10 protein-coding genes are annotated in these 12539 nt (G+C 67.1%); 5 read left to right on the top strand and 5 right to left on the bottom strand.

All coding sequences use genetic code 11. The annotated features are described in order from the left end of the window. Positions 1–50 precede the first annotated feature (50 nt). The 5 genes from ACQR10_RS18465 to hutI all read right to left on the bottom strand — a co-directional run bounded on the left by ACQR10_RS18465 (position 51) and on the right by hutI (position 7359). The gene (locus ACQR10_RS18465) at positions 51–1793 is read right to left on the bottom strand and encodes a magnesium chelatase subunit D (RefSeq protein ID WP_316217416.1); all 1743 of its coding nucleotides are present in this window, start codon (positions 1791–1793) and stop codon (positions 51–53) included. Continuing rightward, complete coding sequence (bchI, locus tag ACQR10_RS18470; protein ID WP_316217417.1) at positions 1790–2836, bottom strand: magnesium chelatase ATPase subunit I; 1047 nt, start codon at positions 2834–2836, stop codon at positions 1790–1792. Before bchI ends, ACQR10_RS18465 begins: the two co-directional genes overlap by 4 nt. An 84-nt stretch (positions 2837–2920) precedes the next feature. Further along, positions 2921–4591 carry a urocanate hydratase gene (hutU, locus tag ACQR10_RS18475; RefSeq protein WP_316217418.1) on the bottom strand — a complete coding sequence of 557 codons (1671 nt, stop codon included), beginning with the start codon at positions 4589–4591 and terminating at the stop codon, positions 2921–2923. Between the two features lie 9 nt (positions 4592–4600). Then, the gene (gene hutH, locus ACQR10_RS18480) at positions 4601–6148 is read right to left on the bottom strand and encodes a histidine ammonia-lyase (protein WP_316217419.1); all 1548 of its coding nucleotides are present in this window, start codon (positions 6146–6148) and stop codon (positions 4601–4603) included. After that, positions 6145–7359: an imidazolonepropionase gene (hutI, locus tag ACQR10_RS18485; protein WP_316217420.1), complete on the bottom strand. Its 1215-nt coding sequence runs from the start codon at positions 7357–7359 to the stop codon at positions 6145–6147. Before hutI ends, hutH begins: the two co-directional genes overlap by 4 nt. Positions 7360–7449: 90 nt before the next feature. Between hutI and ACQR10_RS18490 the strand changes: the two genes are divergently transcribed. From ACQR10_RS18490 to ACQR10_RS18510, 5 genes are all read left to right on the top strand, one after another. After that, complete coding sequence (locus ACQR10_RS18490; RefSeq protein WP_316217421.1) at positions 7450–8808, top strand: formimidoylglutamate deiminase; 1359 nt, start codon at positions 7450–7452, stop codon at positions 8806–8808. Then, entirely contained in the window at positions 8805–9542 is a 738-nt protein-coding gene (hutC, locus tag ACQR10_RS18495) for a histidine utilization repressor (protein WP_315803423.1), read from the top strand. Before ACQR10_RS18490 ends, hutC begins: the two co-directional genes overlap by 4 nt. Before the next feature lie 127 nt (positions 9543–9669). Beyond that, entirely contained in the window at positions 9670–10614 is a 945-nt protein-coding gene (locus tag ACQR10_RS18500; RefSeq protein ID WP_316217422.1) for an ABC transporter substrate-binding protein, read from the top strand. Between the two features lie 257 nt (positions 10615–10871). After that, positions 10872–11645, top strand: coding sequence for an ABC transporter permease (locus ACQR10_RS18505; protein WP_316217547.1), 774 nt, complete (start codon positions 10872–10874; stop codon positions 11643–11645). Next, on the top strand, positions 11642–12427 hold the full coding sequence (locus ACQR10_RS18510) for an ABC transporter ATP-binding protein (protein ID WP_315803421.1): 786 nt from the start codon (positions 11642–11644) through the stop codon (positions 12425–12427). Before ACQR10_RS18505 ends, ACQR10_RS18510 begins: the two co-directional genes overlap by 4 nt. The last annotated feature ends 112 nt before the right edge of the window (positions 12428–12539 follow it).

The following is a 12539-nucleotide window of genomic DNA, read 5'->3' on the forward strand; positions in this document are numbered from 1 at the left end:
CTTGTCAGTCACCGTTGGAACGCCGCTTGACGCCGCGGGTTCCAGCGCCGTCAGCCGCGGCCGGCTTGCGCCATGACGGCCTGCGACAATCGTGCGGCATCGGCATGAGGCAGCGCGACGTAACGCGCTTGCATCGCACCGGCGAGCTGCGCGGCCTTGTCCTGCGGGCGAGGCGAGGAATCGACCAGCACGACCGGAATGCCGGTCAGCGCGAGCTGCTTCGCAGCGACCAGCGCCTCCGCCTCGGCCTCGCTGCGGCCGCCGCCATCGCGCGCGACATTGGCCCGGCCGTCGGTCATCAGCACGATGGTCGGCGCCTGGCCCTTGGCCTTCACGGCGAGCGCGAGCTCGGTCGCGGCGAAGATCGCCGCGGACAGCGGCGTGCCGCCGCCGCCGGGCAGCGCCGCGAGACTGCGCTTGGCGCGCGTCAGCGAGCGCGTCGGCGGCAGCAAGAGCTCGGCGCCCTTGCCGCGAAACGCGATCAGCGCGACCTCGTCGCGGCGGATGTAGCATTCGGCGAGCAGCAGCTCGACCGCGCCCTTGACTTCGGCAAGGCGCTGCAAGGCCGACGAGCCGGAGGCATCGACGACGAAGATCGTCGTGGTGCCCGAGCGCTGCTTGAAGCGGGTGATGCGAATGTCGTCCTTGTGCACGATCAGCCGGCCGCTCTTGCCGGAACGTTGCGTCCGCCGCCGCAGCGGCTGCCACGGCGCTGCCGCGCGAAGAGTCTCGAGCACGTTGAGCCGCGCGCCGGCGCGCCATTCGCCACGACGGGCACCGATCGGACGGCCGCGCTTCGGCGCCTTCTGAGCGGTGCCCTGCTTGCTGACGCTGCTGCTGCGGATTCGGGTCGCGCGCTCCTCCTGCAGCCGCTTCAGCAGGTCGAGTGGAATGGCCGCCTGCGCCGCTTCGAGCACGCGATCCTCGAGCGGACCGTTCTTGCTGCGGTCGTCGTCCTCACTCTCGGCCGACTCATTCTCGGGCTCCGGCGCCTCGCTGTTCTCGGTCTCGTCATCCGCTGCAGGCAGCCGGGTGGCGCGCGGCGCCAGCACCAGCCGCGCGGCGCAGGCGACGTGCGAGTCTGCGACTTCGACCTTGCCATCAAGCGCCGCTGCGATGCGCGCGACGCGACAGGCGAGCAACGGCGCGCGCAGCGAGTCGATGCCGAGCGCACAAGCCGTCGTCGTCAGCGCCGCGATCGCCTCGTCCGGCAAACGGACCTGCGGCAGCAGCGCACGCGCTGCTGCGATGTCGGACGAGTCGAACAGGCTCTCGCCGAGATCGACGCGCGCAACTTTGCTGAGATCGAGATGGCAGGCCAGGCGGTCGGCCAAGGCAGGCGACACGCGCTCATCACCGATGCCCTCGTCGAGCGCAATCAGTCCGAGCCGAGCCGGCGCGCGCAGCGACATGCCATCGCGCTCGATGCTGATAGCCCCGGTGTCGAGGGCAACACAGAGATGTGCGACCGTCGACTGCGACATGCGCTCGGCCATCACGGCGATCAGCCCGCCGCCATCGGCATCGGCGAGCAGCCCACGTTGCAGCACCGGCCGCCCCGCCTGCAAGGTCGCGGCAAGATCGATGCCGCCAAGCAGGCGATCGTCGGAGATCGACGGCGGCAGCTTGCGCAAAGGCGTCGACGACGGCATCAATTCGTGCAACAGATCGAGCCACTGATCGCGCACCGGGCCGGCGCCCGCACGCAACAGCACCGACGCAGCCGCCGGATCGATCGCCGCCAGCGCAGCCGCGATCATCGCATCGGCCCAGATCGCGGCGCCGTCGCTCACGATGCGAACAGCTCATTGAGCGCGCGCTCGACGCGCACCGACGAGCCGGAATCGTCGAGCGGATTGCGCCTGAGGCGGTGCCGCAGCGCCATCGGCGCCACCGTCTTGAGATGGCCGTCATCGACCGCCTTAACGCCGTCCAGCGCCGCCGCGGCGCGCGCCGCACGCATCAAGGTGATCTCGCCGCGCAGGCCATCGGTACCGAGCGCCATGCACAGCCGCGCCGCCTGCTCCAGCTCGCGATCGGCGACTTTCACCGAGCCGATGTGCTCGCGCGCGGCCAGGATGCGCTTGCGCTGCTTGGCCTCCTCCTTCTCCCAATGCCCGACGAACGCCGTGGGATTTGTCTCGAACGCATCGCGGCGCTTGATCACTTCGATCCGTGTCGGCAGATCAGCGGGCGTCTTGACCTCGACCGAGAGACCGAAGCGATCGAGCAGTTGCGGCCGCAGCTCGCCCTCCTCCGGATTGCCGGTGCCGACCAGCACAAGGCGCGCGGGATGGCGGATGCTGAGACCGTCGCGCTCGACCACGTTCTCGCCGGAGGCGGCGACGTCGAGCAGGAGATCGACGAGGTGATCCTCCAGCAGATTGACCTCGTCGATATAGAGAAAGCCTCTGTTGGCGCGCGCCAGCAATCCCGGCTCGAACGATTTCTCGCCATGAGCCAGCGCACGCTCCAGATCGAGCGCGCCGACGACGCGGTCCTCGGTGGCGCCGAGCGGCAGGTCGATCACCGGCACCGGCACCTGATGCGCCTTCAACGCCGCCGGCTTCTTCGCCTTGCCGCTCGGCTTGGAGCGCGCGCGACACGCGGCGCATTGCGCGGCGACGTCGGCCGGATCGCATTGATAGGGACAGCCGACCACCGCGCTCATCGGCGGCAGCAGCGCGGCGAGCGCGCGCACCGCGGTGGACTTGCCGGCGCCGCGATCGCCAAAGGCCAGCACGCCGCCGACCTTGGGATCGACGGCAGCGATCATCAGCGCCAGCTTCATCTCGTCCTGGCCGACGATGGCCGAGAACGGAAAGGCGATTCCCATGAGCGTCCCCTGCGCCGCGACGCGTCTCGGTCGCGTTGCCGGCATGAGACCACAATCAGGGGCCGCTCTTCAACCCATCAGAGATCAGCGGGCGAGGCTCGGCAGATCGAGGCCGTTGGCCTCGGCGCAGACGATGGCATCCTCGTAGCCGGCATCGGCATGGCGCATGACGCCGGTCGCCGGATCGTTCCACAACACGCGCTCCAGCCGCCGCGCGGCATCATCAGTGCCGTCGGCGACGATCACCATGCCGGCGTGCTGCGAATAGCCGATGCCGACGCCGCCGCCATGATGCAGCGACACCCAGGTCGCGCCGCTCGCGCAGTTGAGCAGCGCGTTGAGCAGCGGCCAGTCCGACACCGCGTCGGAGCCGTCGCGCATCGCTTCGGTCTCCCGGTTCGGGCTGGCAACCGAGCCGGAATCGAGATGATCGCGTCCGATCACGATCGGCGCCTTCAACTCACCGCGCGCCACCATCTCGTTGAAGGCCAAACCGAGGCGATGACGGTCGCCGAGCCCGACCCAGCAGATCCGCGCCGGCAGGCCTTGGAACTTGATGCGCTGCCGGGCCATGTCGAGCCAGTTGTGCAGGTGCTTGTTGTCCGGCAGCAGCTCCTTCACCTTGGCATCGGTCTTGTAGATGTCCTCGGGATCGCCCGACAGCGCGGCCCAGCGGAACGGACCGATGCCGCGGCAGAACAGCGGGCGGATATAGGCCGGCACGAATCCCGGAAAATCGAACGCATTGGGGAGGCCCATGTCCTTCGCCATCTGGCGGATGTTGTTGCCATAGTCGAGCGTCGGAATGCCCATGGCGTGAAAATCCAGCATGGCCTGGACGTGGCCGACCATCGACGTCTTCGACGCCTGCTCGACCGCCTTGGGATCAGACGCGCGCTTGGCCTCCCATTCGGCGAGCGTCCAGCCCTTCGGCAGATAGCCGTTGATCGGATCGTGCGCGCTGGTCTGATCGGTGACGATGTCGGGACGGACACCGCGGCGGACCAATTCGGGAAAGATCTCGGCGGCATTGCCGAGCAGGCCGACCGACACCGCCTTCTTCGTCGTCGAGGCCTCGGCCATAAGCGCCAAAGCCTCGTCGAGCGAGGCGGCCTGGCGATCGAGATAGCCGGTGCGCCGCCGCATCTCGATGCGGCTCGGCTGGCATTCGACCGCAAGCATCGAAGCGCCAGCCATCGTCGCGGCCAATGGCTGCGCACCACCCATGCCGCCGAGGCCTGCGGTGAGAATCCATTTGCCAGCGAGATCGCCATTATAGTGGCGGCGGCCGACCTCGACGAACGTCTCGTAGGTGCCCTGCACGATGCCCTGGCTGCCGATGTAGATCCAGGAGCCGGCCGTCATCTGGCCGTACATCATCAGGCCCATTTTATCGAGCGTATTGAAGTGATCGAGCGTCGCCCAATGCGGCACGATGTTGGAGTTGGCAATCAGGACGCGCGGCGCATCCGGATGGGTGCGGAAGATGCCGACCGGCTTGCCCGACTGCACGACCAGGGTCTGGTCCGCCTCGAGCTTGCGCAAGGAGGCAACGATGCGATCAAAGCTGTCCCAGTCGCGCGCGGCGCGGCCGATGCCGCCATAGACGATCAGTTCGCTGGGCTTCTCGGCCACGTCAGGATCGAGATTGTTCATCAGCATGCGCAGCGGCGCTTCGGTGAGCCAGCTCTTGGCGCTGATCTCGCTGCCATGGGGCGCGCGGATCACCCGCTCATTGTCCAGGCGTCGGTTCATGGGTCCCTCTCATCCAAGCTTGGGGAACGGATCGCGTCCGAGTGCATGCGTCGCAACCCCGGCCAGCACACCGCCGCTGACAAGCGCGGCGGCCTTGGCGAGATCGTCGGCCATGTAGCGGTCGTGCTCCAGCGCCGGCACATGCGCGCGAAGCGCGGCAATGACAGCAGACAGCGCCGCGCTGGTACTGTGCGGCGCTCGCAGCTCGATGCCTTGGGCGGCGACGAGCAGCTCGATGCCGATGATCGCAGCGAGATTGTCTGCCATGTCGTGCAGCCGCCGCGCCGCGTGCGCGGCCATCGAGACGTGATCTTCCTGATTGGCACTGGTCGGCGTGGAGTCGATCGAGCAGGGCAGCGCACGCTGCTTGTTCTCGGCAAATAGCGCTGCCGCCGTCACCTCCGCGATCATGAAACCGGAATTGAGTCCGGGCTCCGGCGTCAGGAACGGCGGCAGGCCGAAATTCAGCGCGGGGTCGACCAGCGTCGCGATGCGCCGCTCGCTGATCGCGCCGAGCTCGGACAGCGCCAGCGCGATCTGATCGGCGGCAAACGCCACCGGCTCGGCGTGGAAATTACCGCCCGAGATGATCTCGCCGGTCTCGACCAGCACCAGCGGATTGTCGGTGACGGCGTTGGCTTCAGTGACGAGCGTGCGCGCCGCCTGGGTGAGCAGATCGAGCGCCGCGCCGGCGACCTGCGGCTGGCACCGCAGGCAATACGGATCCTGCACGCGCTCGTCGCCTTCGAGATGCGATAAGCGGATATCGCTGCCGTCGAGCAGCACGGTCAGAACGCGGCCAGCCGCGATCTGCCCGGGATGGCCGCGCAGCGCCTGGATCTCGGGACGAAACGGCGCGGTCGAGGCCATCGCGGCATCGACCGACAGCGCGCCCGTCACCAGCGCCGCGTCGAGCAGATCATGCGCGCGGAAAAGGCCGGCGAGCGCATAGGCCGTCGAGAACTGCGTGCCGTTGATGAGCGCGAGCCCTTCCTTCGGTCCGAGCGTGAGCGGCGCAAGTCCGGCACACGCGAGCGCCTCGCGCCCGGGCACCAGCCGGCCGTCAAGAACGGCCTGGCCTTCCCCGATCATGACCGCCGTCATATGCGCGAGCGGCGCGAGATCGCCTGACGCACCGACCGAGCCCTGCTGTGGCACAAACGGACACACACCCTGCGCCAGCATCGCCTGCAATTGCTCGATGATCTCGCGGCGCACGCCAGAGGCGCCGCGGCCGAGCGAGATGATCTTAAGCGCTATCATCAGCCGCACGACCGGCTCTGGCGTGGCGGGCCCGACACCACAGCAATGCGACAGGATCAGGTTGCGCTGGAGCTGTGCGGTCTGCTCCGGCGGGATGCGTTTCGAGGCGAGTTTGCCAAAACCGGTGTTGATACCATAGACCGGCTCGGCGCCCTGCGCCGCCTTGGCGACGATGGCCGCGGCAGCGTCAACGCGCGGCCAATAGGACGGATCGAGCGCAAGCGGCGCGCCCGCGTAGACGTGCGCGAGGTCGTCGAGGCCGACGCGGCCGGGCGTCGCAACGATCGTGCTCATTGCCCTCTCCAGACGCGCTGATGAAGGGGATTGAAGCCCATGCGATAGACGAGCTCCGCGGGACGGCCGATGTCCCAGATCGCCAGATCGCACCACTTGCCGGCTTCGAGCGTGCCGGTCTCGCCCAATACGCCCAAGGCACGCGCGCCTTCACGCGTCACGCCGGCGATGCATTCGTCGACGGTCATCCGGAACAGCGTCGCCGCCATGTTCATCGCCAACAACAAGGATGTCAGCGGCGACGAGCCGGGATTGCAGTCGGTCGCGAGGGCGAGCTTCGCGCCATGCTTGCGGAACAGATCGACCGGTGGCCTCTGCGTCTCGCGGATGAAATAGAACGCGCCCGGCAGCAGCACGCCGACCGTGCCGGCCCGAGCCATCGCCGCGGCACCAGCCTCGTCGGTATGCTCGAGATGATCGGCGGACAGCGCGCCGAACTCGGCCGCGAGCACGGCGCCGCCGAGGTTCGAGAGCTGGTCGGCATGCAGCTTGACCCGCAGGCCAAGCGCCTTGGCGGTCGCGAACACGCGCGAGGTCTGCGCGGCCGAGAACGCAATGTTCTCCATGAATGCGTCGACCGCATCGGCGAGGCCTGACTTTGCCACGGTCGGCAGCATGTCGTTGCAGACGAGATCGATGTAGCGATCCTTGTCGCCATCGGCTTCGACCGGCAACGCATGTGCGCCGAGAAAGCTGGTGCGTACGGCGACGGGCCGCTTGACGCCGAGCGCACGGGCTGCGGACAATTGCCGCAGCTCGGTCGCGGTCTCCAGGCCATAGCCGGACTTGATCTCGATCGTGGTGACGCCCTCGGCGAGCAGCGCATCGAGCCGCGGCAGGGCGCTGGCGATCAGGCCTTCCTCGCTGGCGGCGCGCGTCGCCGCCACCGTGGACACGATGCCACCGCCCGCACGCGCGATTTCCTCGTAGCTCGCACCGGCCAGTCTTAGCTCGAACTCATGGGCGCGGTCGCCGCCATAAATAAGATGCGTGTGGCAGTCGACGAGGCCTGGCGTGATCCAGCGGCCATCGCAGTCGATCTGCTCGGGCGCGTCGGCATCGGCCGGGAAATCCGATTGCGGACCAGCAAAGACGATGCGGCCGTCGCGGGCAGCGACCACGCCCTGCTCGATCACGCCAAGACCAGCCGCGCTCTCGCGCAGCGTTGCCAGCCGCGCATTGTGCCAGATCCGATCAAAGCGCTCGGCCATGCTGCTGTCTCCCACCTTCACGAAAGCTTGACGGGCGATATGTCTATACATAAACTCGCTTCCGCCGTTCTGTCCAGCGGGCTTTCGATCATGGCGTCACTGCACTTCGCATCCGCGCTTCTGCCCACGGGATGGGCCGAGGACGTGCAGGTCGTCATCAGCAACGGCGCGATCACGTCAGTCTCCGCGGGCGTCCCTCCGACCTCCGACGACGAACAACATGAGGTCGCGATCCCCGGCATCGCCAGCCTGCACAGCCACGCGTTCCAGCGCGGCATGGCGGGGCTCGCCGAGATCAGTGGCCGCTCAACCGATACGTTCTGGACGTGGCGCGAGACGATGTACCGTTTCGCGCTGTCGATGCGTCCCGAGGATGTCGAGGCGGTCGCGACGCTGCTCTATGTCGAGATGCTCGAGCGCGGCTTCACGCGGGTCGGCGAATTCCATTATCTCCACCACGATCGCGACGGAACGCCCTACGCCGATATCGCCGAGATGGCGGTGCGCATCGCCGCGGCGGCGCAGACATCCGGCATCGGCCTCACGCTGCTGCCGAGCTTCTACGCGCATGGCGGCTTCGGCGGCGCGGCGCCGCATGATGGCCAGCGGCGCTTCATCTGCGATGTCGATCAGTTCGCAAAGCTGCTGACGGCCTCCCGCAAGGCGATCAGCGCGCTCCCCGGCGCCAATCTCGGCATCGCGCCGCACAGCCTGCGCGCTGTCGCACCGGATGAGTTGATGGCCCTGCTGCCGCTCGCGGACGGCGGCCCGATCCACATCCATGCCGCCGAGCAGGTCAAAGAGGTCGAGGAATGCCTCGCCTGGTCGAGCCGGCGTCCGGTGCAATGGCTGCTCGATCACCACACCGTCGATGCGCGCTGGTGCCTGATCCACGCCACGCACATGACGGCCGACGAAACGGCGGCGCTCGCGCGGAGCGGCGCGACGGCCGGCCTTTGCCCGATCACCGAAGCCAGCCTCGGCGACGGCATCTTCCCGGCGCGCGACTATCTGCGCGCGCACGGGCGCATTGGCGTGGGCACTGACTCGAACGTGCTGGTCGGCGTCAGCGACGAGTTGCGCCAGCTCGAATACGGTCAGCGGCTGACGCATCGCGAGCGCAACGTGCTGACGTCGGGCCCGCATGCGTCGACGGGCCGAACGCTGTTTGATGCCGCTCTCGCCGGCGGCGCTCAGGCGCTGGCGCAATCCAACGCCGGGCTCCAGGTCGGAGGCCGTGCCGATATCGTCACGCTCGATCTGTCGCATCCGTCGCTCGCAGGGCGGACGCAGGATGCGCTGCTCGACGGCTGGATCTTCGCGACATCGCACGACGCCATCGACTGTGTCTGGGCGAGCGGCGCCAAGGTCGTCCAGGGCGGCCATCATCGTTCGCGCGAGGCCGCCCGGCGCGGCTTCAACACGGCGGTGCGGAGGCTGCTCGCATGAGCCTCGCCGAGGATCGCGTCAAGCCGGGCGCCGGCACGCTCTACAAGACGATCCGCCAGGACATCGAGCGCCGCATCCTCACCGGCGAATGGCCGCCCGGACATCGTATCCCGTTCGAGCACGAGATCATGGCGCGCTACGGCTGCTCGCGCATGACCGTGAACAAGGCGCTCTCAGAGCTCGCCCAGGCCGACCTGATCGAGCGACGACGTCGCGCCGGCACGTTCGTGCGGCGCCCGCAATTCCTGTCGGCGGTGCTGAAGATCCCCGACATCCGCGCCGAGATCGGCGCGCTCGGCCGCGCCTACGGCTATCAGTTGATCTCCTCGACCCGCCGCACGGCCAATGCGGCCGATCGCGAGCGGCTCGGCGTCAAGAAACCGTGCAAGGTGATTGCGATCCGCTGCCGGCACAGCGCCGACAACGTCCCGTTCGCAATCGAGGATCGCCTGATCGATCTCGACGCGGTGCCCGATGCGGCCAAGGCCGACTTCAAGATCGATCCGCCAGGCTCATGGCTGCTGCATCACGTGCCCTGGACCGAGGCTGAGCACGCGATCAGCGCCATCGTCGCCGACGATACAATTGCCGAAGGTCTCGACATCGCGACCGGCGCACCCTGCCTAGTGATCGAGCGCCACACCTGGCGCAAGGGGCAGCCGCTCACGGCTGTCAGGCTGATCTATCCCGGCGAGCAGCACCGCCTGGTAGCACGATTCAGGGGCAGCGAATGAGACGGCTCATGCGCGCCCGATCTGAGCATGGGATTTGCAAGCACGCATGCAAAGACAAGCGGAGATCGCAGCCATCACGGCTGCGAGCCGCACGACAAGCTTCCTCCCACAGCAAAGGACGATGACGATGCGCAGACTAGGGCTTCTCGCAGTAACGGCCGCGCTCCTGGCCTCGACGACCGCCTACGCCGACGACGTCAAGGTCGGCGTCGGCATTTCCGGCTGGACCGGTTTCGCGCCGCTGACGCTGGCGAAGGAGGCCGGCATCTTCAAGAAGAACGGGCTCGACGTCACCATCAAGAAGATCCCGCAGAAGGATCGCCACCTCGCCATTGCCGCCGGCGACGTGCAGTGCGCGGCGACGACGGTCGAGACCTGGATCTCCTGGAACGCCAACGGGGTCGCCACCAAGCAGATCTTCCAGCTCGACAAGAGCTACGGCGCCGACGGCATGGCCGTACGCAACGACATCGCCTCGATCAAGGACCTGAAGGGCAAGACGGTGGCAGCATCGGCGCCGGGCACCTCGCCCTATTTCGGGCTGGCCTGGATGCTCAAGAAGAACGGCCTGAGCATCAAGGACGTCACCGTCGTCAACATGGAGCCGGGCCCGGCCGCGCAGGCTTTCGTCGCCGGCCAGAACGACGCCGCGATGACCTACGAGCCGTATCTCTCGACGGTCCGCGCCGCCCCCGACAAGGGCAAGATCATCGCCACCACGCTCGACTATCCGATGGTGATGGACACGTTCGGCTGCACGCCGAAATTCCTGTCCGAGAACCCGAAGGCCGCCAAGGCGCTCGCCGACAGCTATTTCGAGGCGCTCGACCTGATCGCCAAGGACCAGGCCAAGGCCTATGAGATCATGGGCGCGGACGTGAAGCAGACGGCCGATCAGTTCGGCAATTCCGCCAAATATCTGCGCTGGCAGGACAAGGCTGCGAGCCAGAAGTTCTTCGAGACCGAGTTCAAGACCTTCAACAAGGACGCGGCCGAGCTCCTGCTCGAGGTCGGCATCATCAAGCAGATCCCGAAGATCGAGGATCTCTATGATGCGAGCTTCATCAAGTAGACTCGAAGCGCGATCTGGGTGACTTCGTCATTGCGAGCGAAGCGACGTGTCCGCCGAAGCTCGTAGAGCGAAGGCGGAAGCAATCCTGGGCCCAGGGTGAGACCCTGGATTGCTTCGTCGGCTTCGCTCCTCGCAATGACGAGCTTGATGCATCGTGCGCAGCATTGGCGCCGCCCCCTGAGCCCACTCATTCGAGGTCACCATCCGCAGCCCGCGTCACCTCGCGGGCCGCATCCAACCCGAAAGCCCGATCCGTGATCCGTCCTCTCGATCCCGTCAGCGCCCGGTCCAGAACAGCGCTCGGCCTCGCCTTTTTCGTCGTGTTCGTCGCGGCGTGGGCGTTGGCGACGTTCGGCGGCTACGTGCCGAAGACCTTCCTGGCCGATCCCTTGACCATGCTGCACGAGGGCTGGGATCTGCTGGTCAAGTTCGGCTTCCTCTACGATATCGGCATGACGGTCTGGCGCGTCGTCGGCGGCTTCGTGCTAGCGGCCGTGATCGCCGTTCCGCTGGGCCTGCTCATGGGCGCCTACAAGCCGGTCGAGGCGTTCCTGGAGCCGTTCGTCTCGTTCGCCCGCTATCTGCCGGCATCGGCCTTCATTCCGCTGCTGATCCTGTGGGCCGGCATCGGCGAACTGCAGAAGCTGCTGATCATCTTCATCGGCTCGGTGTTCCAGATCATCCTGATGATCACGGTGACCGTCGGCAACACGCGGCGCGATCTCGTCGAAGCCGCCTATACGCTCGGTGCCAGCGATCGCGGCATCATCGGCCGGGTGCTGCTGCCGTCAGCGGCCCCTGAGATCGCCGAGATCCTGCGGCTCGTGCTGGGCTGGGCCTGGACCTACGTCATCGTCGCCGAGCTGATCGGCTCGTCCTCCGGCATCGGCCACATGATCACCGACAGCCAGGCGCTGCTCAACACCGGGCAGATCATCTTCGGCATCATCGTCATCGGCCTGATCGGGCTGATCTCGGACTTCCTGTTCAAGGCGTTCAACGCCTGGCTGTTCCCGTGGAAGCTGGCATGACCACGCTCGTCATCGACAACGTCACGCGCATCTTTCCGGCCCGCCAGGGACATGCGCCGACGCGCGCGCTGGAGCCGGTCGAACTCACGATCGGCAACAACGACTTCGTCACGATCCTGGGGCCCTCCGGCTGCGGCAAGTCGACCTTGCTGCGCATCGTCGCCGGGCTCGATCATCCGACCAGCGGCAAGGTGCTGCTCGATGGCCGTGAAGTGACAGGGCCCGGCGCCGATCGCGGCATGGTGTTCCAGTCCTACACGCTGTTTCCCTGGCTCACCGTGCGCGAAAACATCGCCTTTGGCCTGCGCGAACGCGGCGTGCCGGAGAGTGAACGCAACGCGATCGCCGACCGCTTCATCCAGCAGATCGGCCTCAAGGGTTTTGAGAACCACTGGCCCAAGCAGCTCTCCGGCGGCATGCAGCAGCGCTGCGCGATCGCCCGCGCGCTCGCCAATGATCCGAAGATCCTGCTGCTCGACGAGCCGTTCGGTGCGCTCGACAACCAGACGCGCGTGCTGATGCAGGAGATGCTGCTCGGCATCTGGGAGCGCGACCAGAAGACGGTGCTGTTCGTGACCCACGACATCGAGGAGGCGATCTTCCTTGGCAGCCGCGTGCTGGTGATGAGCGCGCGGCCCGGCCGCATCAAGGCCGACATCAAGATCGAGCTGCCGCATCCGCGCTCCTACAAGGTCAAGACCTCGCCGGAATTCGTAGCGCTCAAGGAGCGGCTGGTGGAAGAAATTCGCGCGGAAGCGCTGAAGGTGGCGGCGGAGGCGTGAGGTCGCGCCGCTGTTGTTGGTGAGCTCAACGCTCTCTCTGCAGCGAAGCGTGCGGAGACAGACCCCTCACCCAACCGAGCTTGCCGATCTTTCCTACATGCCCTCTCCCACA

Origin of the sequence: Bradyrhizobium sp. HKCCYLRH2060 (assembly GCF_051168135.1) — a bacterium.
In the GTDB taxonomy this organism is placed as follows: Bacteria; Pseudomonadota; Alphaproteobacteria; order Rhizobiales; family Xanthobacteraceae; genus Bradyrhizobium.